Annotated in this window: 17 protein-coding genes and 1 pseudogene; 14 read left to right on the top strand and 4 right to left on the bottom strand. The window is 42.3% G+C overall.

Annotation, left to right across the window (positions count from 1 at the left end):
• The first annotated feature begins 272 nt into the window (after nt 1-272).
• The 3 genes from cofG to ctpC all read left to right on the top strand — a co-directional run bounded on the left by cofG (nt 273) and on the right by ctpC (nt 4,418).
• The gene (cofG, locus tag AABK37_RS14500) at nt 273-1,235 is read left to right on the top strand and encodes a 7,8-didemethyl-8-hydroxy-5-deazariboflavin synthase subunit CofG (protein WP_432552265.1); all 963 of its coding nucleotides are present in this window, start codon (nt 273-275) and stop codon (nt 1,233-1,235) included.
• A 434-nt stretch (nt 1,236-1,669) separates the two neighbouring features.
• Nucleotides 1,670-2,896 (top strand): (E)-4-hydroxy-3-methylbut-2-enyl-diphosphate synthase, encoded by a 1,227-nt coding sequence (ispG, locus tag AABK37_RS14495; RefSeq protein ID WP_432552264.1) that lies wholly within the window; start codon nt 1,670-1,672, stop codon nt 2,894-2,896.
• A 217-nt stretch (nt 2,897-3,113) separates the two neighbouring features.
• Nucleotides 3,114-4,418: a carboxyl-terminal processing protease CtpC gene (gene ctpC, locus AABK37_RS14490; RefSeq protein ID WP_432552263.1), complete on the top strand. Its 1,305-nt coding sequence runs from the start codon at nt 3,114-3,116 to the stop codon at nt 4,416-4,418.
• A 52-nt stretch (nt 4,419-4,470) separates the two neighbouring features.
• Here ctpC and AABK37_RS14485 read toward each other — a convergent pair whose 3' ends face one another.
• Entirely contained in the window at nt 4,471-4,659 is a 189-nt protein-coding gene (locus AABK37_RS14485; protein WP_432552262.1) for a DDE transposase family protein, read from the bottom strand.
• Nucleotides 4,660-4,776: 117 nt separating this feature from the next.
• Between AABK37_RS14485 and AABK37_RS14480 the strand changes: the two genes are divergently transcribed.
• On the top strand, nt 4,777-5,559 hold the full coding sequence (locus tag AABK37_RS14480) for a DUF4058 family protein (protein ID WP_432552261.1): 783 nt from the start codon (nt 4,777-4,779) through the stop codon (nt 5,557-5,559).
• Here AABK37_RS14480 and AABK37_RS14475 read toward each other — a convergent pair.
• Together AABK37_RS14475 and AABK37_RS14470 are read right to left on the bottom strand one after the other, a co-directional pair.
• Nucleotides 5,551-6,192 (bottom strand): Uma2 family endonuclease, encoded by a 642-nt coding sequence (locus AABK37_RS14475; protein WP_432552260.1) that lies wholly within the window; start codon nt 6,190-6,192, stop codon nt 5,551-5,553. The two genes, AABK37_RS14480 and AABK37_RS14475, sit on opposite strands and share 9 nt — an antisense overlap.
• Before the next feature lie 212 nt (nt 6,193-6,404).
• Entirely contained in the window at nt 6,405-7,991 is a 1,587-nt protein-coding gene (locus AABK37_RS14470; protein ID WP_432552259.1) for a GMC family oxidoreductase, read from the bottom strand.
• Nucleotides 7,992-9,024: 1,033 nt separating this feature from the next.
• On the opposite strand from AABK37_RS14470, the pseudogene AABK37_RS14465 reads away from it, so the two are divergent.
• From AABK37_RS14465 to AABK37_RS14455, 3 genes and pseudogenes are all read left to right on the top strand, one after another.
• Nucleotides 9,025-9,226, top strand: a pseudogene (locus AABK37_RS14465) (type II toxin-antitoxin system HicB family antitoxin).
• Nucleotides 9,223-9,504 carry a hypothetical protein gene (locus AABK37_RS14460; RefSeq protein ID WP_432552258.1) on the top strand — a complete coding sequence of 94 codons (282 nt, stop codon included), beginning with the start codon at nt 9,223-9,225 and terminating at the stop codon, nt 9,502-9,504. The pseudogene AABK37_RS14465 and the gene AABK37_RS14460 overlap by 4 nt, the downstream one beginning before the upstream one ends.
• 5 nt (nt 9,505-9,509) lie before the next feature.
• A complete protein-coding gene (locus AABK37_RS14455) occupies nt 9,510-9,908 on the top strand; it encodes a type II toxin-antitoxin system VapC family toxin (protein ID WP_432552257.1) in 399 nt (132 codons plus the stop codon).
• Nucleotides 9,909-9,997: 89 nt separating this feature from the next.
• Here the strand turns inward: AABK37_RS14455 and AABK37_RS14450 are convergent, their stop codons facing one another.
• Nucleotides 9,998-12,049 (bottom strand): elongation factor G, encoded by a 2,052-nt coding sequence (locus tag AABK37_RS14450; protein ID WP_432552256.1) that lies wholly within the window; start codon nt 12,047-12,049, stop codon nt 9,998-10,000.
• Nucleotides 12,050-12,326: 277 nt separating this feature from the next.
• On the opposite strand from AABK37_RS14450, the gene AABK37_RS14445 reads away from it, so the two are divergent.
• From AABK37_RS14445 to AABK37_RS14415, 7 genes are all read left to right on the top strand, one after another.
• Nucleotides 12,327-13,256: a tetratricopeptide repeat protein gene (locus AABK37_RS14445; protein ID WP_432552255.1), complete on the top strand. Its 930-nt coding sequence runs from the start codon at nt 12,327-12,329 to the stop codon at nt 13,254-13,256.
• A gap of 81 nt (nt 13,257-13,337) precedes the next feature.
• Nucleotides 13,338-13,892, top strand: coding sequence for a phosphate-starvation-inducible PsiE family protein (locus AABK37_RS14440; RefSeq protein ID WP_432552254.1), 555 nt, complete (start codon nt 13,338-13,340; stop codon nt 13,890-13,892).
• Nucleotides 13,893-14,125: 233 nt separating this feature from the next.
• Nucleotides 14,126-14,362 carry a hypothetical protein gene (locus AABK37_RS14435; RefSeq protein ID WP_432552253.1) on the top strand — a complete coding sequence of 79 codons (237 nt, stop codon included), beginning with the start codon at nt 14,126-14,128 and terminating at the stop codon, nt 14,360-14,362.
• Nucleotides 14,363-14,777: 415 nt separating this feature from the next.
• Nucleotides 14,778-15,122 carry a CU044_2847 family protein gene (locus AABK37_RS14430; RefSeq protein ID WP_432552252.1) on the top strand — a complete coding sequence of 115 codons (345 nt, stop codon included), beginning with the start codon at nt 14,778-14,780 and terminating at the stop codon, nt 15,120-15,122.
• A complete protein-coding gene (locus AABK37_RS14425) occupies nt 15,119-19,255 on the top strand; it encodes an AAA-like domain-containing protein (RefSeq protein WP_432552251.1) in 4,137 nt (1,378 codons plus the stop codon). The genes AABK37_RS14430 and AABK37_RS14425 overlap by 4 nt, the downstream gene beginning before the upstream one ends.
• 290 nt (nt 19,256-19,545) lie before the next feature.
• Complete coding sequence (locus tag AABK37_RS14420; protein WP_432552309.1) at nt 19,546-19,824, top strand: hypothetical protein; 279 nt, start codon at nt 19,546-19,548, stop codon at nt 19,822-19,824.
• A 56-nt stretch (nt 19,825-19,880) separates the two neighbouring features.
• Nucleotides 19,881-20,279, top strand: coding sequence for a DUF1499 domain-containing protein (locus AABK37_RS14415; RefSeq protein ID WP_432552250.1), 399 nt, complete (start codon nt 19,881-19,883; stop codon nt 20,277-20,279).
• The last annotated feature ends 650 nt before the right edge of the window (nt 20,280-20,929 follow it).

Below are 20,929 nucleotides of genomic sequence, written 5' to 3'. Positions count from 1 at the left end.
CAGGTAGGTTTTTTTTACCTGTTACTAAACATAGTAGAACTAATATTGAGTTTTGTAAAGTATTTTCAGAAATTTTTTTACAATTAGTGCAGCGTGGCGGCAATCACCATTGGTTATAAAAGGTTAAAAAGCTTACTGTACAAGCTTTTTAACTGCTTTCAAGCACTATAATTTTTCGGCTGATAAAAGCTTGTTTGCGCCAGAGAAGCACAGGTTTGAGGTAATCGGGGACTAATTTATAGATATATCTAAATTAATGCGTCCTGTTTTCTATGCAAATTTCTCATTCACGCACAGTTACTTATAGCCCTGCTTATACAATTGTTCCGACATACGAGTGCTTTAATCGCTGTACCTACTGTAATTTTCGGACAGATTCCGGCAAAAGTCCCTGGATGAGTCTATCAGCCGCAGAAAGTCTTTTAAAACAACTTCAAAACAAAGATGTCTGTGAAATATTGATACTCAGTGGTGAGGTGCATCCCTCTTCGTCGCGACGTCAAGCCTGGTTTCAGCGGATTTATGATTTGTGTGAATTGGCACTTTCAATGGGGTTTCTGCCGCACACCAATGCGGGAGTGCTGAGTTATGAAGAAATGCAAAAATTAAAGACAGTTAATGTATCTATGGGGTTGATGTTAGAGCAATTAAACCCAGTATTGTTAAATACAGTACATAAATACGCACCAAGTAAAGTACCAGAAGTGCGGTTGCAACAATTAGAGTGGGCAGGTGAGTTGCGAATTCCTTTTACAACAGGGTTACTACTGGGAATAGGGGAAACTGAAGATGATTGGTGGGAAACATTAGAAGCTATAACTCGATTGCATCAGCGTTACCATCACATTCAAGAAGTCATCTTGCAACCGCACAGTCCCGGATATCAGCAAACGTTTGATGCACCTGGTTTAGTTCTGTATAAATTACCAGAAGTCGTTTTTAAGGCACGTCAAATTCTCCCGCCAGATATTACCATTCAAATTCCACCGAATTTAGTCAAAGATGACCGATGGTTACTCGCTTGTATGAAAGCCGGGGCGAGGGATTTAGGGGGAATTGGACCAAAAGATGAAGTCAATCCCGATTATCTGCATCTTCAAGTGGAGGCGTTGCAAGAAATTTTACAGCACGCTGGGTGGGAAGTTGTGCCGAGGTTGCCAATTTATCCGCAGTTTGATGATTGGTTATCGGTGGAATTGCTTTCCTCGGTGAAGCGGTGGCGATGCAGCGTCTAGGGCTAAAATATCATTTTTGATTAGAATGGTACGTTTTTATTATTTATACAAATACAACAAAATCTCAAAGATGCATTCGATACTTGAATACGGTTTTTATCCCAGCCGCAGTTTAAGAAATAAAACGAATTATGAGAATTGCTGATTGACACGTACAATCATTGAGGCTGAGTGGTGGTAGTCATAACGAACTAATCAGGCGATGTCTGACGACAAGCCGCTCCGCGTCTACGCTTAACTGAAGCTAAATCTCAATTGCAATTAAATATTTTTAACTTATTTTCTCTCACTTGTTTGGTTTGCACTTCTTTGACTCGACAAATTTCTCTTTTTTTCGACTACATACTCCAAAAAATGCCTCATCTGTGGCAATCTGGGAAACAGAGATTTTTTTAATCTGATATTTTAGCTACAGCAAATTTATCTAAGAGGTTATGCAAACCTTACCAACACTTACTACTTCAAACACCGCATCCAGTCAAGCCACTTTTGACACAACTATTAAACGGCGCAAAACCCGTCCTGTGAGAGTTGGCAATGTCACTATTGGCGGCGGCTTCCCCGTGGTAGTGCAGTCGATGATTAATGAAGACACACTTGATATTGATGGTTCTGTAGCAGCAATTCGGCGTTTGCACGAAATTGGCTGTGAAATTGTCCGAGTCACAGTACCAAGTATGGCTCATGCGAAAGCATTGGCAGAAATTAAACAAAAATTAATTAAAACTTACCAAGACGTACCCATCGTTGCTGATGTGCATCACAATGGCATGAAAATTGCTTTGGAAGTCGCCAAACACATAGAAAAAGTGCGGATTAATCCTGGTTTATATGTGTTTGAAAAGCCAAATGCGAATAGAAGCGAATTTTCCAAAACGGAATTTGATGAAATCGGCGAAAAAGTGCGCGAAACTTTAGAACCTCTAGTAGTTTCTTTGCGCGACCAAGGTAAATCAATGCGAATCGGCGTAAATCACGGTTCCCTAGCCGAAAGGATGCTATTTACCTACGGGGACACGCCAGAAGGAATGGTAGAATCTGCCCTAGAATTCATTCGCATCTGTGAATCTTTGGATTTTCATAATTTGGTTATTTCCATGAAAGCTTCACGAGTGCCGGTGATGGTAGCCGCATATCGCTTGATGGCAAAGCGCATGGACGAACTCGGTATGGATTATCCTTTGCATTTGGGTGTAACAGAAGCTGGTGATGGCGAATACGGACGGATTAAGTCCACTGCGGGTATTGCCACCTTGCTAGCTGATGGCATTGGCGATACAATTCGCGTCTCTTTAACTGAAGCACCAGAAAAAGAAATTCCCGTCTGTTACAGCATCTTGCAAGCTTTAGGATTGCGAAAAACGATGGTGGAGTACGTCGCGTGTCCTTCTTGCGGACGTACTTTGTTTAATTTAGAAGAAGTGCTGCACAAAGTCCGGGAAGCAACAAAACACCTAACTGGGCTAGATATTGCTGTTATGGGTTGCATTGTCAATGGTCCGGGAGAAATGGCTGATGCTGACTATGGTTATGTCGGCAAGACTCCTGGATATATTTCTCTCTATCGAGGGAGAGAAGAAATCAAAAAAGTACCAGAAGATAAAGGTGTAGAGGAGTTAATTAATTTGATTAAAGCAGACGATCGCTGGGTAGAACCGTAAATAAATTAGAGGCTAGGGGTTAGAGGCTAGGGGCTAGTTGAAATAAATTCTTAAATACTAATCCCAGTCCCTAATCCAAGCGTCGCTAGTCCCTAGAAAAACCGGATTGCAAATGATTTTTCTGAAAGAAGAATACATGCCCGGTCTTTACTGTGATACCCTGTGTTAGATTGAGCATACTGAATATATTTTTTCCTTAGCCTTTGCAGCTGTCATTATGGTGATTACAAGAAATGGACTTGTTTTGGGTGCTACGGCAGTAACGCTATCCACAATTGCTGTTACTAGTCTTGGCGCTCATTACTCCCAAGGACAGGCTTTACTTAAAGAAATTAAAGTATTTAAAGAAAGTCCCAAAGAATTGGTAGATGAAGTTTGGCAAATTGTTCAACGCCAATACGTAGACGGTACTTTTAATAAGTTAGATTGGCAGGCTGTTCGTCGTGAGTACTTGAGCAAGTCCTACACCAACAAGCAAGAAGCTTACAAGTCCATCCGGGAAATGCTGAAAAAGCTAGATGACCCCTACACCCGGTTTATGGACCCAGAGGAGTTCAAGAATATGCAAGTGGACACCTCTGGCGAATTGATAGGCATAGGTATCACAATAAGTCAAGATGAAAAAACGAAGCAGTTGGTTGTGATTGCCCCGATTGAGGATACACCCGCTTTTAAGGCTGGAATTCTGGCAAAGGATAAGATCCTCAAAATTGACGGTAAATCGACTAAGGGAATGGATACCACTCAGGCAGTATCCTTAATTCGTGGTGAACCAAATACTACCGTAAGTTTAACTGTTGATCGTAACGGTCAACAAAAAGATTTTCAAATTAAACGCGCACGGATTGAAATCCACCCGGTGAAGTATTCCCAAAAGCAAACACCAGCAGGGAACACCGGATACATTCGCTTGAACCAGTTCAGCGCTAATGCGGCTAAGGAAATGCAAAGCGCAATTAAAGATTTAGAAAGCAAAAAGGTTGCTGGCTATGTTCTGGATCTGCGCGGAAACCCAGGCGGTTTATTATTCGCTAGTGTGGACATTGCCCGAATGTTTATAAATAGCGGTACGATTGTCTCAACTATTCCTCGCCAAGGTCCGGCAGAAAAAGAAGTGGCAAACGGACGCGCTTTGACAAATAAACCGCTGGTGGTATTGGTAGATAAAGGTTCCGCTAGTGCTAGTGAAATCCTCTCCGGCGCGTTGCAGGATAATAAGCGTGCTGTTATAGTTGGTACTCAAACCTTTGGTAAAGGTTTGGTACAATCGGTGCGCCCTCTAGACGATGGTTCAGGATTAGCGGTTACGATCGCTAAATATCATACCCCTGATGGTAGAGATATTAATAAGCATGGAATAGACCCAGATGTAAAGGTAGATTTGACTGATGCCCAAAAACAAGAGTTATGGCTGCGCGATCGCGATAAACTTGCGACACTAGCAGATCCGCAATTCGCTAAAGCAGTAGAAGTTTTGGGTAAAGAAATTGCCGGAAAAGGCACTACAAGGGCAGAAAAATGAAATGGGATCGGGGGTAATGGGTAATGGGTAAAAAGAATTTTACCTTTTACCTTTATACTGGTTGACATTTGCCTGAGCGAATTAGCCCAACGCGGCGAGCGATCGCTTCTCCTTCTGATGTAAAGGGTCCCCATTGTTCTATAATTTCTGGATTATCGTCCTCGGTTACTTCAAGGCTTGGGACGATTTCGCAATTTCCGGCAGGGCGCTTGACTATATGCCAAGATTGTGCATTATTCATATGTGATATAAAAATTTTGTTTCTTACAAAAAAGATTTTACGGCATCCTGAAAGCATCTCCACGCTTATAAACCAGATTGCTAAGATCAGCAGTGAGAATCCTATGTTGCTGCTGTTATGCCTTCACCGTTTCCAGGGATGAACCCTTACTTAGAAAATCCTGAACTGTGGTCAGAATGTCATCATTGGATGATCACAGCGATCGCAGAGTTTTTAGTTCCTCAATTGCGACCGAAATACCGAGTAGCGGTTGAAAAACGAGTATATCAAATAACAGATGATAATTCTATTCTAGTTGGTATCCCTGATGTCGCTGTCGGACGTTCTTTAACAACTACAGAAGAATTATCTAATATTGCAGTCGCTTCACCACCTGCAAAACCAGTGATTGTCAACCTTCCCATGTTAGAGGAAGTGCGGGAAGGATATCTAGAAGTGCGGGAAGTCGGAACAGGAGAAGTTGTGACAGCGATTGAGATTCTTTCACCAAAAAATAAGCGTTCAAAAGAAGGAAGAAAAGCTTACGAAAGCAAGCGTCAGCAGGTATTAAATAGCTTGACTCATCTGGTAGAAATTGACTTGCTGCGTAGTGGTGAACCGATGCCAATTTTGGGTAATCAAATTCAGTCAGATTATCGCATTTTAGTAAGTCGCAGCGAATCTCGTCCGAAAGCAGAATTATACCCTTTTGGATTGCAAGAGAAGATTCCAGCTTTTTTGTTACCGCTACATCGAGGCGATCGCGAACCATTAGTAGACTTGCAAGCAGTGATACATGGGATATACGATCGCGCTGGATTTGATTTGGCTATAGATTATACCCGCGAACCAGTTCCACCTCTTGCGGAAGCTGATGTTGCTTGGGCTAATGGATTGTTACAACAGCAAGAATTACGTTAAATCTCTAACCCACTGCCGAAATGCCCTCAGTGTTGGACTTCTGCCTACAGTTCGGCTTTGTTCGACAAACCGGGGAATTGCTTCTAAAATTGGCAAGTTGGGAAAACTAGGACTAATTTCCGACTGTATATATTTGCCATTCTGAAGAAAATTAATTTGTAGCTTACCATCTTCATATCGCCACAGTTCAGGAACTCCCAATGCTTCGTAAGCATTTAGTTGAGTTTTGGAGGTTACATCAACTTCAATCGCTAAATCGGGTGGTGGGTCAATACTCAAGTCGATTTGCTCTTTACCAATCATTCGAGCATGATTTTGAATATAGAAAGAATCATCAGGCTCGACACCAGCAGTCATATCCTCACGTTTAAAGGTGGTTGAGCCAAATGACTCACAGTCAATCTCTAACTCCTCTAGCAGGATTTTTACTAAGTCACCAATAATGACTTTAGCTTTTTCATGCTTGGGTAATGGCATTCTTATCTCCAAAGTTCCCTGACTGTAAGCCAACCGAGCGGCTCGATGGTCGCCAAGTTCTTCAATAATTGCCTCAAATTCCTGCCAGTTGACATTGTGGAAGATGACTCTATGTCCTGGCGGAACACTTAATTGTCGCAATTGAAGTGTTACCATCTAAACCACTTAAATATAAGGTTGAGCTTGCGAAAGTCAGCATAAAGCTATCGTAGCGCTACTACGATAGGGGTAAAATAATCGCACGAGAGTAATCTATTAATGCAATTAGAAATTTATAAAGTCCTAATAGGTTCGATGCGCTTACTTTACTTGAAGAAAAGCTACGAGCTTGTAAGTCATGATTATTTCCAGGCGATCGCCCTAGCGAGTTAGTTTGCCATTGCTGAAGCTACTTGCTGTGAAACGCCACCTACGGCTTTAATTAAATCGGCTCCTTTTTCGCCGATCATAATGGTGGGCGCGTTCGTATTGCCCCCGACTAGAGTTGGCATGATCGATGCATCAACAACCCGCAACCCCGTAACACCGCGTACCCGGAGTTCGGGATCGACAACCGCCATTGGGTCAGTTCCCATTTTGCAAGTGCCGACAGGATGATACCCCGTAACGCAAAATTCCCGGATGTAAGCTTCGAGTGCTTCATCGCTAGTCACCTCAGCACCGGGAGCAATTTCCTCACCTCGAAATTCATCAAAAGCACTTGTATCAAATAATTTACGCATTATTTTCACTCCTTCAATCACCTTTTGCACATCAGATTGACTTTGCAAAAAGTTTATCCGAATAATCGGTGGATCTTTGGGGTCAGGCGATCGCAAACTGACACTCCCAATGTTTTGGGGATGAGTCAAACTGACTGTAACAGTGAATCCCAAACCAGAGAGAGTCTTGCCAGGAGATATCCACAGAATGGGACCGAAGAAAAACTGTAAATCTGGCGCGGCATCCAGATTACCTTCGGTATGCAAAAACAATCCGGCTTCAGCGTTACCATTACTGGTAGTTACTGGGTGTAACCCGGCAATTACCTGGTGTGGCACAGGACTGGCAATTAGCTGGTGTGCCACAGGAACAAGAAAGTGGTCTTGGAGGTTTTGACCGACACCTGGCAAATCAACGACGACAGGAATCCCCATTGCTTGCAGGTGTTCTGCATCGCCAATGCCGGAAAGCATCAGCAGCTTGGGCGAATCGAATGCACCAGCACTTAAAATCACTTCTTTGTTGACTCTGGCTTGGTGCAGCTGACCATGTTGCATATATTCCACCCCAACGGTGCGGGTTCCCTCAAACAACAACCGAGTCACCAACGCTCCAGTCGTTATTGTCAAATTGGGACGCTTGAGAATTGGCACCAGGAATGCAGCAGCAGCACTGTGACGTTTACCATCCTTTACCGTCAACTGATAAATTCCCGCACCTTCTTGCTGTATCCCATTGAAATCAGGATTGTGGTTATATCCGATCGCCACGGCTGCTTCTACAAATCGTTGGGATGCTACACTAGGGGGTTGAATATCGCTCACGCTCAAATCCCCATCAACCCCGTGGTATGCGTCGGCACCGCGTTGCTGGTTCTCAGATTTTTTGAAATAGGGCAATACATCTTGGTACGACCAACCGGGATTCCCCAATTCCTGCCAGTGGTCATAATCGTGATGATTACCCCGGATATAAATCATGGAATTAATCGAACTGCTGCCACCCAAGACTTTGCCACGGGGACAAAAGATTTTACGGTTATTGAGGTACGGTTCTGGTTGGGAGAAATATACCCAGTCTACCTCCGAGCGGGGTAAGTTGGGGGATTCCACCGGGATTTGAATCTCTGGTTTAGTATCCGGGTTGCCAGCTTCGAGTAATAACACGGTTGTTTCCCCGTCTTGTGTCAAGCGGTTGGCGACAACGCAGCCTGCCGAACCCGCACCAATCACAATATAGTTATATTGAGTCATAACATTTTCGCTTGTAAATTCATCTACTTCAAGAACTGCAACTTGAAGAGCTGAATAAAATTGTAAAGTAATTTTAAGTGATAGCGATCGCGGCGGGGAGCATGGCAATTTTGAAAAAAGACGAGAAAAAGTCAAAGGTTTGCTTATCAGAAAATTCTTCCGGAAAATTTAGAATAATGTATTTAAAAATACAGTTAATTAGACAAAAGTCTGGTTTTCAGTTTGTTCTCTAGAGCGATCGCACTCATTTTTCGGTTAGCGTTTCCGTCACCATGCTGGAGTTATTGACTTAGGCTATCCTACACCAGGCAAGAATGAAAGTAGTAAAAATAATTAAGGACACCCATCAGAGAGTATCCCTATGAAAACTTGCTTGATCTCAAACTAATCTAAAATCGAAAATTACTTGCCGTTGCCATTAGTAGTAACGATGCGTTCGGCAAGTTTTTCCGGCACTTCTTGGAGATGGTCATAATTCCAGTGGAAGGAACCGACACCTAAAGTAAGCGATCGCACTATTCCTAAATAATCTACGATGTGATGTATACATTATTAAAAGCAAATTGTGTTGAGCAAAATTCGCAAGCAGATTTATATTGAACCGCGTCAGGAACATCTGCTTTCATGCGATGTCTGACGACAAGCCGCTCCGCGTCTACGCCTAACAAGCTGGTGTAAGTGAAGCAGAAGTTATTCGCTCGTGTATTGACCTTCATCTAGGTGGAATCACTGTACCCCAGATTGATATCGCAGCGTGGGAAGCGGAAAAAGAATTTATAGAAAAAATCAAAACTCGACCTGTTAAACTTGGAGGTCGAGATTGGAAGCGTGAAGAACTCTATGAACAGTAGGGTTTTGCTTGATACTAATGTCCTGGTTTACATTTACGATCCACTTGATACCGCAAAGCAAGAACGTGCGATCGCCTACGGCGGGGCTTTACCCATCGCAGTTGTCGATCAATTAATTCATCCAAGGAGCGATCGCAACTGTTGCGCTAAGATATATAACACGACACTGCAACAGATTAATCATGAAAATCAAGGCGGTTATCTGGCAAGAAGACGGTGTATGGTGTGCTTCTGTACCTGCCTTACTTTGGATGTCACACATGGGGAGAAAGCTACGAACACTTGTTAGAGATGCTTAAAGATGCGATCCAGGGTTGGCTTGAAGTTGCTAGCCAAAAGGAGGAACTTGAAGCCGAAGATAACAGCAGAGGTACGGTGCAATGAGCCAAGTTTTAACGCTGGAATTAAGCGATGAGATGTATACATTCTTAAAGCAACAAGCTGAAGTTGCAGGTGTATCCATATCAGAGTGGATAACCACCTCTCTTGAACAACAGTCCGGTTTACAGAAAAAACAGCAAAATGAGGCAGAAAAAGAAGCTGCACGTCAGCGTTTCCGTCAACATGCTGGAGCTATTGACTTGGGCTACCCTACAGGAGCAGACAATGAAAGCATTGACGCTGATTTGGTCAGAGCATATGGCTTTGAGCAGGAGAAATAAGCTGAGTGCTGCTACTTGATACGTCTGGTCTACTCTGCTACGTCCATCGCAGTGAATCGCAGCATCAAGAAGCAGTGAGGTTTCTAGATTCAACAAGTCGTAGTTTGACTCACAGTTATGTTCTAGCAGAGTTTGTTGCTCTGTCTCTCATCCGTCGTTTTCCGCGTTTGGCTACCCTTACGTTTATTTCCGATTTAATAAAAAATCCGAATATTGAGATTATCTGGGTCGATGAGTCGTTGCATACTGAAGCGGTTGAACTTCTAATAGCGCGACAAGATAAGACGTACTCTTTGTGTGATGCTGTTAGCTTTGTGCTGATGCGTCAGCGTAGCATTAATAAAGCACTAACGACAGATCGCCACTTTGAGCAAGAAGGTTTTCAGCGTTTGCTGCTACCTTAACAATCTAGTTCTAAAAATAATCAAGGACACTCATAAGAGAGTGTCCCTAGGAAAAATTGTTTGATCTCAAACTAATCTAAAATCCAAAATTACTTGCCGTTGCCGTTGCCGTTGCCGTTGCCGTTACCATTAGTAGTAACGATGCGTTCCGCAAGTTTTTCTGGCACTTCTTGGAGATGATCGTATTCCCAGTGGAAGGAACCGACGCCTAAAGTAAGCGATCGCAACTCTACTATAAAGTCGTGCATTTCGGCTTGCGGCAAATAAGCTGAGATATTGTCCCATCCTTGCCAATCTTTTCTACCTTCATAGCCTAAAATTTGCCCGCGTTTGCCACTTAAAAGTTGTAGCGCTTTCGAGGTAAATTCGCTGGGGGTTGTCACTTCCACATGCAGAATCGGTTCTAGGAGCGTGGGTTGTCCTTGAGGTATTCCCGTTTGCATTGCTAATCGGGCAGCTTGCTTAAATGCTTGTTCGGAACTATCAACGTTGTGGTAAGATCCATTCGTTAAAGTTACGGCTACATCTACCACAGGGAAACCCAAGGGACCGTGTGCTAAAAACTCGCGCACACCCATTTCTACCCCAGGAATGTATTGTTTGGGAACGACACCACCGACAATGCGATCGCTAAAATTAAAGCCTTCACCGCGTGGTAAGGGTTTAATTTCTAGAAAAACGTCGCCAAATTGTCCGTGTCCGCCGCTTTGGTGTTTGTAGCGCCCATGAATCGAAGCTACAGGTTTGCGGATCGTTTCTTTGTAAGGAACTTGCGGCAAGTGGGTTGTCATTGGTAAATTATACTTGCGGCGCAATCTGTCTAAAGCGACTTGCAAATGTATTTCACCTTGTCCCCAAAGAATAACTTCGTGAGTATCGCCGTGTTGTTCCCAAGCAAGAGATGGATCTTCTTCTAACAGCTTGGCGATCGCACTGCTGAGTTTAACTTCATCGTTGCGCTTTTCTGGAGTAATTGCCAGAGCATAAACTGGTTCTAATTGTTCAGCTTTTGGTAATTCTTTCGACTGCTGTGTGGAAAGTGTATCCCCAGTTTTTACATTTTCTAAACGGCTTAAAGCGACTATTTCCCCTGCATAAGCTTCTTGAAGCGATCGCTGTTGTTGTCCCATGAGGCGATAAATTCCTCCAGCACGAACGCCGTTGAGGAGAATACCATCAGTTAGTTTACCGCGCCAAACACGTACTAGAGAGAGTTTGCCACCTTGGGGAGTGTAATAGGTTTTCAAAACCTGCGCTATAGGAGTATCGCCCTTGCGGTCTTTTAAACGGCGTTCTGCGGTGGTTTCTGGTTCGGGTGCTTCTCGTAGTAAAGCTTCTAATAAAGGTCGCACGCCATAATCGAGTTCGGCAATACCAAAGAAAACAGGTACAACTAAATCTGCACCTAATTCCAGTTTTAAATCTTTAAGAATTTCTTCTTGGGGTGGTTCGATGTCTTCTAAAAGTTCTTCGAGTAAATGATCGTCAAAATTTGCTAAGGCTTCGAGCATTTCTGCTCGTGCTATGTGTTCTTCTTCTTTAAGAGATTCGGGAAATGGGATGCGATCGGCAGGGGCACCAGGATGATATTGATAAGCTTGTTCGGTTACTAAATCTATAAAGCCGGTTAGCTGTTCCCCATTCATAATCGGATATTGGTGCGCTACCAAGGGACGGCTAGAAACAGCTTTGAGAGCGTGTAAAGTTTCTAAAACATGGATATTCGCCCGATCCATTTTGTTAACAAAGACGATATGGGGAATTTCCCAATCGTCGAGGAATTTAAATAAAGGTGCTAGGGTGAGGACGCGATCGCGTATGGGTTCGCAAACTACAATTGCTGCATCGACTCCCATTAAGGCGTTGTAGGTTTCTTGGGCAAATTCTACCGAACCCGGACAATCAATAAAGGTAAAGCGAATATCGTTGTATTCGGTGCTTGCTGCCCCTACTTCGAGACTCATGTGGCGATCGCGCTCTGCTGCCGCACTATCTCCTACTGTATTGCCATCCTTGACATTGCCTTTGCGGGAAATCGCTCCTGTCACAAATAACAAACTTTCTAGTAACGTGGTCTTTCCGCTTAAATAAGGACCGACAATTGCAACGTTCCGCGAACCCGATTTTACTTTTTCGTTCATAAAACCTCCCTTGCGGTGAGCTACACCAGCCGCATTATGCTGATTTATTTTGGGTGACAATTCTTTGTGCTTTGATTGTTACCCGTCTTTAATTTGTCATTATCCTTCTTTTAACCTGGTTAACAAAAAATCGTAGCTTGTTGTAAGATTTACCTGAAGAAAATTTAAGTTGCACAAAGTTTAATCCGAAATTACAAAGTTTTGTAAAATTATTCAGTTAAAACCAAACTTTTTGTGAATGAAACGTCACTAAAGGTGTTACCAGGAGCGAAAGTTAATGAAATTATCATTCTATAAATATCGCATAGCAGGGCTGGTAAGTTTGATGTTACTGGCTGGTAGCATCCTCTTCCCCTCCCCCTCTCTCCCCCTCTCCCCCTCTCCCATAAGGCTGGCGCAATATAATAATAATCAAACTGCTACAGATTGGTTAAATCAAGGCTTGCAGGCGATAAATGTGGGAAGGGTAGAAGATGCGATCGCCTATTTTGGTCAAGCAATTCGACTAGATCCGAATTTGGCACCGGCACATTATAATTTAGGGTTAGCGCTGCGACAGGTAGGACAATTACAACCTGCGGCAGATGCATTTTATCGCGCAACTCTAGCCGACCCGAAATTTGCTCCTGCTTTTGCTAATTTGGGGGGAGCGTTATTGGAAGGTAATAATTTACAACAGGCAAATGATTACTTGCAACGAGCGTTGCAACTCGATTCCAAGCTGGGTTTTGCTCATTATAATTTTGGCTTGCTACGAGAACAACAAGGCGATTGGGATAAGGCGATCGCATCTTTTAAAAAAGCAATGCAATATAGTCAAAATGCTCCCGAACCAGCTTATCATTTGGGGATATGTTATCTCCAACAAAATAAAGTTGATAAAGCAAAAGATGCATTTCGCAAAGCTGTAAAAATTAATCCGAAGTATTCAGAAGCTCATTATAATTTGGGAACGATTTGGTATAACCAAGGTAAATCACAAGAAGCTTTAGAAGCATTTAGAAAATCGGCTGAGGCAAACTCGAATTATCCCAACGCTTATTACGGTGCGGGGTTAGTTTTTATGCAATTAAGACAATATCCGTCAGCCGTACAGGTATTACAATATGCCAGAGATTTATATAATGCTCAGAATAATACTTTGTGGGCAAGAAATGCCGAGCAATTGTTACAACAAGTACAGAATTTAAATTATCAACTCCGTTGAGGTGCGATTGCTTCACATTGGGTAACAATAGAATTATTGGTTGGGCTGGTGTAGTCGTAAATTGTTCCCATGAGAATACAAATGTACAAGCAAAAGCGCTTCAAGAGTCAATTTTTATTAGGCGATCGCTGGTTTGATCGACATTCAATTGTTCGCAACATGGAGGCTTTCCAAGACTTAATCGTTATAGTTCTGTGTTTGACTTTGTTTGCTGTCATGGTAATGCAGTTGTGGGGAATATTTAACGCCCTCATGAAGCCATTAGATTATAAAATTGTGACAGCCAAGATACTATTCATCTTGATTTTGGTCGAGTTATTTCGATTGCTCATGGTTTACTTACAAGAGCATAGTATTTCTGTTGGCGTAGCAGTAGAGGTAACAATTGTATCTGTATTGCGAGAAGTAGTTGTTCACGGAGCGTTAGAAATTTCTTCGATGCACACAGCAGCAATTTGTGGCTTATTGTTTATTCTCGGTGCGCTACTAATAGTGTGTGCCAAAACGCCACATATGGATTGCATTAGTGCTAATACCAAATCTTGCCCTATTAGGTATCGAGGAGGTAGAGAACATCAAAACGAGTTTGAATTCTCACATCCTCATCACTATGATGAAAATCAACCGGTTGCATAATGAATTCTCAGCCTGAGATCCCCGACTTTTTAAACAAGTGGGGGATCTAAAGTCGGGGCAAATCGTTTTTCAACACTCTGAAAATGCAGCTACACGAGTGATGATATTCAACAAGTGCCAGCAGGCATCATACTAAGGTTGTTAATAATGTATCTGTAACTACGCTTTTGGGCAGATGAATGACTTTTTTAGGATGGGTACAAATTAATTAGTACCACTAGGAGGGTTAATTTATGACTACAGGTAACGGAAATTCTCAACCGATTAGCAATCTTGAGTACGATTTTATCACTGTGCTGCACAACAAGGCGGAAGCAGTTAAAGCTTACGACTCTTACATCCAAGACGCACAGCAAGCAGGTTCTCAACCTTGTGTAGAGTTGTTCGAGAAGTTGCGCTCCTCTGATATCGAACAAGCACAGGAAATCCGCCGCCATCTTCAACAAGTCATGCAAGACGGTAAAATGTAGGTTGCTCCTGACGGGGTGTAAGTTTTGCGCCTAAATTTTGAATAGAATTAATAAAAAAAGCGATCGCTTGCAAATTCCAGATAGAAGTTGGAAAAAGAGCGATCGCTTTTTGCTAAAAGTGTAAAGAAACGCGCATTAAACGTAGCGAAATTCTACTGCGGTACGGAAAGCCTCCAGAGTTTCCACAAAAGTATGTAAAGGTTTAGTTGCCCACTGGCAGTAAAATTTGGATGAAATGTCCGCGTTGTGGTCGTCCCATATCCGTAAGAATGGAAGGGAAAATTGATTCCTAAAAAAACCGGAATATTCAATACATGATTTGTATTTATACTGAACCTGATGCTTTACACAAAACTCAGGTTGTGAGGGTACACAGTATATTACCTTGCTCTCCGTAGAATAACTGAGGTTACAAGTGAAACGTATAGTTGAATTTCCTTCAGAAGGCGGCGACTCAATTCTTGTAGAAGTGGATGACCCAGCAGTAATTGATTATCGCACTGATACTGACGATCGCATCGGTATTCGCGAACTGATAACTCAAAAGTCTACAAAATCTTTTGAATCCGCCTTGGAAACGGTTAAACCTGTAGCTAACGCCATACTCACCAAAGTTGGTAGCCTTCATCAGCCTGCGGACGAAATAGAGGTCAAGTTTGGTATCAAAATTAGCTCTGAATTGAAAGCTGTTGTAGCTTCTGGCACTGGCGAAGTGAACTACGAAATTACCCTCAAGTGGAAGCGGGAGATCCTAAAATGAGCCAAGAATTAGAATTATCCGTTGTCAGAATTTATTCCAATACTGGCAACGTTATTGGGTCAGGCTTCTTAGTTTCCGATAAATATATCCTTACTTGCTCTCATGTTGTGGCTTTGGCTTTGCAAATTCCTGCTGGTACTTCTGAAATGCCAACGGGTACAATTAGCTTTGACTTTCCTAGAGTAGATTCTAAACAGAAACTAACAGCCACAGTTGTTTTTTGGCTACCCGTCAATTCCAACCCGTCAGAATCTCAAGAAGATATAGCCGTTTTACGGTTGGTAAATCCTTGCCCCAACAAAGCTAAACCAGTGGAATTACTTCCCTGTGAGAATGTATGGAAACATGAGTTTCTAGCTTTTGGGTTTCCCAAAGATAAATCCTATGGTGTCTGGACTGAGGGTGTATTACAGGGGGCAAATGCTAAAGGTTGGGTGCAGATTGAAGTTAAGAGTGAAAATAGCTATCGTCTAGAAGAAGGTTTTAGTGGTACACCAGTTTGGGATCAGAATTTACAATGTGTGGTAGGAATGGCTGTAGCGGCAGAAAAACAACGCCAAGATGTCAAAGCTGCTTTTATTATTCCTACGAAAGTGGTGTTAGAAGCCTTACCTCAATGGGTTAAGCAACAAGTAAATCTCTACGAAATGAAACCAGCTACTCAAAGCGCCAGGATTTTTATCAGCTATCACAGCCAAGAACCAGACATAAGTTTAGCAAAGCAGTTTTACGATACTCTCAAAAATGCTGGACATGACCCATTCATGGCAAAAGAAAGCATTCAATGGGGAGAACAATGGTCGCAACGTATCGATAGAGAACTACAGCGTTGCGATTATTTTTTGCTGCTGTTGTCTGAGAAATCAGCAAACAGTGAGATGGTAACACGGGAAGTACAGCAGGTGAAACGATCGCGGGATTTACGTTCTAATCGTAAGCCGGGGATTTTGCCAATCCGCGTTAACTTCCCTTTAAGTGCCCCGCTTAATTATGAGTTACGTGGCTACTTAAATGAGATTCAACAGCGAGAGTGGAAGTCAGATGCAGATACTCGCCTGATTTTGCAAGATTTATGCAAACTCTTAGCCAACGCTAATCAAAGCGAAACGTCTGATGAGCCTGTAGAGGCAGAATTGCCAACTATATCACCTGAACTAGAAAACTTACAACGTCCACCCCTGCCAGCAGCAGAACCAGAATTACCTGAAGGACAGGTGGATTTGGCTTCTACATTTTATGTGGAACGTCCTCCTATCGAATCTGACTGCTATAAAGAAATTTTGAAGCTGGGTGCTTTAATTCGCATCAAAGCAGCAAGGCAGATGGGTAAAACCTCAATAATGGCAAGGATTCTACATTATGCACGACAGCAAGGCTATAGCACCGTACAATTAAGCTTTCAACTAGCAGATAGTAAAGTATTTACTGACCTAGATGAATTTTTACGTTGGTTTTGTGCAAGTGTCGGTCGTAGATTGGGATTACCAAATCGTTTAGCTGAACACTGGGACAAGATGTTTGGTAGCAAAGAGAATTGCACATCTTACTTTGAGCAGTATTTGTTATCTTCCATCAACCAACCATTGGTATTGGCATTAGATGAGGTGGATTGCGTTTTTCAACAGCCCAAAATTGCCAGTGACTTTTTTGGGCTGCTACGGGCTTGGCACGAAGATGCAAAAAGTCGGGATATTTGGAAGAAACTGCGGTTAGTAGTAGTCCATTCTACTGAACCCTACATCAGTATGGATGTAAATCAATCGCCGTTTAATGTCGGTTTACCCATTGAACTGCCAGAATTTAACCGCCAGCAAGTGTTGGATTTGGCAAGGCGATACGGTCTCAATTGGAATATTACCCAGGTTGAGCAGTTAACGGCAATGTTGGGAGGACACCCGTATTTGGTAAGGGTGGGGCTTTATCATATTTCTCGACAACAAACTACATTAGAGCAGCTACTCAAAATTGCTCCCACAGATGCTGGAATATTTAGTGACCATTTAAGACGACATTGGTGGAATTTAAAACAGCATCCAGAACTAATGGATGCGATCGCACAAATTGTTAGCACAACTAAGCCAGTACAATTAGAGCCAATATTGGCATTCAAATTAAAGAGTATGGGGTTGATAGCTTGGGAAAACAATCGTGTGATTCTTCGCTGTAATTTGTATCGTGAATATTTCCACCAGCTAACCCACAGTGTTACTGCACAAGAACCTGTTGAAAATCAACCAACCAACCCAGTATCAAACCCATCACAACAATTGCCTCCAGTACAGCCAGCAAACCCAGCACGAAACTTGGTTTATGAATATCAAGTCGGGGGAAGTCTGCCTGTGAACGCTCTCAGTTATGTAGAACGACAGGCAGATAAAGATTTATATAATGAATTAAAAGCTGGCAATTTCTGCTATGTATTGAACTCTCGGCAGATGGGTAAATCTAGCTTGCGAGTGCAAACAATGCAAAAATTGGAAGTAGAGGGAATTGCCTGTGCTGTAATTGATTTAACAGAAATTGGTAGCCAAGAAGTTTCATCTGAGCAGTGGTATGCGGGTATAGTTAGGCGTTTGGAGCGAAGTTTCCAGCTTTCAGTAAAGTTCAACTTTAGCAGTTGGTGGAGCGATCGCTCTCATATTTCTCCAGTTCAGCGTTTGGGTGAATTTATCGATGAGGTGCTGTTAGTAGAAATTCCACAAAACATTGTCATCTTTATTGATGAAATTGATAGCGTTCTTAGTTTGAAGTTTCCCACTGACGATTTTTTTGCTTTGATCCGCAATTTTTATAACCAGCGTGCGGATAATCTAAAATATAAACGTATCACCTTCACACTATTGGGCGTGGCGACTCCTTCTGATTTTGTTCAAGACAAAAAGCGCACGCCATTTAATATTGGTAAGGGAATTGAACTTAAAGGCTTTCAGTTGGAAGAAGCCAAACCGTTAGCTATGGGATTGGCAGGCAAAGTTAATAATCCTAAACAAGCGCTGCAACAAATTTTGCAATGGACTGGTGGACAACCGTTTCTTACCCAGAAAATTTGCCAACTTATTCAAACAGATAATCAGCGGTTGAGTGTTGACCAACTTGTACAATCGCGCATTATCGAAAACTGGGAAACCAAGGATGAGCAGGCTCACTTGCGGACAATACGCGATCGCATTTGGAGGAATGAGCAACGGGTAAGCCGTCTACTGGGACTATATCAGCAAATTTTGCAACAGGGTGAAATTGCTACTGATAATAGTACTGAACAAATAGATCTCCGCCTAACAGGTTTGGTGGTTCAACAGATGGGTAAATTACGAGTTTATAACCGCATTTACCAGTCTGTGTTCGCACTCGACTGGGTAAAGAAAGAACTAGCTAAACTGCGTCCTTATGCCGAAGCTTTTAGCAAGTGGGAAGCTTCCGGTTATGAGGAGAAATCTTACCTGTTGCGTGGACAGGCGTTGCAAGATGCTTTGGAGTGGTCAACAAATAAAGGCTTGAGCGATCTGGATTATCGTTTTTTACGTGACAGTCAGGTATTTGATAGGGGAGAAGTTGATCGTGCGAAACAGGTACTAGAAAAAGCACAAAAGAAAGCCCGCCTAATCATTAGAGGTGGCTTTGTTGGACTGTTTGTGATTGGCGTTGTAGCTGCGGGAATAGGTCTGTTTGCCAAAGAACAGGCACAACAGGCTCAAACAGCAAACAATAAGGCTCGAACAGCAGAGGATAAGGCTCGAACAGCAAATACTGAGGCTCGAAAAGCAAAGGATGAGGCTCGAAAAGCAGGTCTAAGAGCCGAAACAGCTGAAGGGGCAAAGAGTGACGTTTCAGAGAAATTTCTTGATATATGCCGTGAAGACCGTGACAACGAATCTTATGAAGATGCCCAAAAGTGTTTCTTGAAAATAATAGAGAATAGTCCTAAAAGTAGCCAGGCTTACGCCGGACTGGGGCAAACTTACCATATGCAATACCATACTAATGAGAACAAGTTAGACAACCAATCCGCATGTGATATACTAGCAAAGGCTAAAAATAATTTCCAAGAAGCAATCGACATAAGCCCAAATTATGGGTGGGCGAAATCTCGCCTCAAAGAAGTTCAAGACTATAAACAAAAACTTAACTGTTGAAGATATAGCAACCCTACTTGAATCGTGAAAAAGGAGAGACAAGGGGGAGGTATTTCAGAACAGATGCAAGAGGATGTTAACTACAAATTGAAGAATCTACAGCGAGGTTTTGTGAATTATTGAAAATAAATAGAAGGATTTGAAAATTACTGCCAAATATTTACTTATCTACGGGATAGTTAGTGCGATCATATTCTCATTTCAAGGAATAGCGATCGCACTCTCACTATAAAAAAGGCGATCCTCATTCTCCAAAGTTAACATTATCTAAAGCTTGCTATAATTCTATTGTGCAAAAAAATGAGCAACGCATAGGTCGTCTACTGGGACTATATCAGCAAATTTTGCAACAGGGTGAAATTGCCACTGATAATAGTGCTGAACAAATAGATCTCCGCCTAACAGGCTTAGTGGTTCAACAGATGAGTAAATTACGAGTTTATAACCGCACTGTCAGTAAATCACAAAGTTTTTTAGAAGCTTTACCACATAAGCATTTTAAAGTGTTATCATACATATATTTATCAAAAATCTACCTAATAGTAGATGCAATTATAATTGAGCGATAAATCGCTCACTACATTGTAGAGTAATATACAGTCTATCTATTTATGAGAGCAAAATTATGATTTTTGCTGGCAAACGACCAAACAATTTAGGTGTGAAGAGTGGTAAATTAGCAGCTTGCCCTAATAGCCCTAACTGTGTTTCAAGTCAAAGTTCAGACGCAGTTCATTCAATTGCACCGTTGACTTACAAATCTACCCCAGAACAAGCGATCGCTAATCTCAAAAGTGTGATTCAATCTTTGCCCAGAACCAAAATCATCACAGAAAGCAAGGATTATTTGTATGCAGAATTTAAAAGCGCTTTGATGGGATTTGTGGATGATGTGGAATTTTATCTAGACCGTAAAGCTAATGTCATCCAAGTTCGCTCCGCGTCGCGTTTGGGTCAAAGCGATTTGGGTGTAAATCGCAAACGCATAGAAACGATTAGAGCCAAACTAGCCGAAGTTAAATAGAACCAACTTTAGCTAGACGAATCCATCCAGCAGTAAAGGTTTGATTTTTAGCCCTTGGTAGTAGTAACGTGTGTTGCTCCTTATTTTTATTTGGGGTCAAAACCCAGTTTCCTGGTTACGGTTACGCTCGTTTTGGTTTAAATCCTAGATTCATGCGATCGCATATAATGTGCTTGAAGGAGTGCGATCGCAGTGTGAAAGAAAGAAACAGGAGCGAGTGTTGCCGTCAAAGGCATCGCCCTTCTCACCACTTTATAAACAAAACCTATCAGACGAATCCGAAGAAGCCCACTTATGGAAGCTGCTCGAATAAGCCCACTTTATGAAGCAACCGAGCGAGCAGGAATCGAGCTAACTAGATTTATCGACTTTATCTTTGAAAAGCAACCCGGATATCGCGCTTAACCACCGCCACCTTTAAGGCTGCATTATGCAAGCATAATCTACCTATCCTTTTTCTTTTTCGCAAGCGCTCAGATGCAGCAACACGCGATCGCTCGCGCTCTGGTATTCTCAATCCCAAAAAAATAAAAAGCTTTAGCACTACTAACCCAAGTTGCTAGTTACTATGCATAGGCGATCGAGGAAGGGGCACTTAAGCAATAAAATCCCCTCCAGTCAGAAAATTAGGAGGGGTGTATGCTAAACGA

The sequence above is a fragment of the Tolypothrix sp. VBCCA 56010 genome (assembly GCF_050875635.1).
Classification (GTDB): Bacteria; Cyanobacteriota; Cyanobacteriia; order Cyanobacteriales; family Nostocaceae; genus Hassallia.
Note: the sequence above shows the minus strand (reverse complement) of the source record. Positions and strands in the feature narration are given on the sequence as shown.

Excerpts from the sequence above, each read along its gene's own strand:
- ctpC (WP_432552263.1), top strand. The coding sequence starts at position 3,114 with ATGGTGATTACAAGAAATGGACTTGTTTTGGGTGCTACGGCAGTAACG.
- AABK37_RS14425 (WP_432552251.1), top strand. The coding sequence starts at position 15,119 with ATGAGCCAAGAATTAGAATTATCCGTTGTCAGAATTTATTCCAATACT.
- AABK37_RS14415 (WP_432552250.1), top strand. The coding sequence starts at position 19,881 with ATGATTTTTGCTGGCAAACGACCAAACAATTTAGGTGTGAAGAGTGGT.
- AABK37_RS14450 (WP_432552256.1), bottom strand. The coding sequence starts at position 12,049 with ATGAACGAAAAAGTAAAATCGGGTTCGCGGAACGTTGCAATTGTCGGT.
- AABK37_RS14445 (WP_432552255.1), top strand. The coding sequence starts at position 12,327 with ATGAAATTATCATTCTATAAATATCGCATAGCAGGGCTGGTAAGTTTG.
- AABK37_RS14435 (WP_432552253.1), top strand. The coding sequence starts at position 14,126 with ATGACTACAGGTAACGGAAATTCTCAACCGATTAGCAATCTTGAGTAC.
- AABK37_RS14460 (WP_432552258.1), top strand. The coding sequence starts at position 9,223 with ATGAGCCAAGTTTTAACGCTGGAATTAAGCGATGAGATGTATACATTC.
- cofG (WP_432552265.1), top strand. The coding sequence starts at position 273 with ATGCAAATTTCTCATTCACGCACAGTTACTTATAGCCCTGCTTATACA.
- AABK37_RS14485 (WP_432552262.1), bottom strand. The coding sequence starts at position 4,659 with ATGAATAATGCACAATCTTGGCATATAGTCAAGCGCCCTGCCGGAAAT.
- AABK37_RS14475 (WP_432552260.1), bottom strand. The coding sequence starts at position 6,192 with ATGGTAACACTTCAATTGCGACAATTAAGTGTTCCGCCAGGACATAGA.
- ispG (WP_432552264.1), top strand. The coding sequence starts at position 1,670 with ATGCAAACCTTACCAACACTTACTACTTCAAACACCGCATCCAGTCAA.
- AABK37_RS14440 (WP_432552254.1), top strand. The coding sequence starts at position 13,338 with ATGTACAAGCAAAAGCGCTTCAAGAGTCAATTTTTATTAGGCGATCGC.
- AABK37_RS14480 (WP_432552261.1), top strand. The coding sequence starts at position 4,777 with ATGCCTTCACCGTTTCCAGGGATGAACCCTTACTTAGAAAATCCTGAA.
- AABK37_RS14470 (WP_432552259.1), bottom strand. The coding sequence starts at position 7,991 with ATGACTCAATATAACTATATTGTGATTGGTGCGGGTTCGGCAGGCTGC.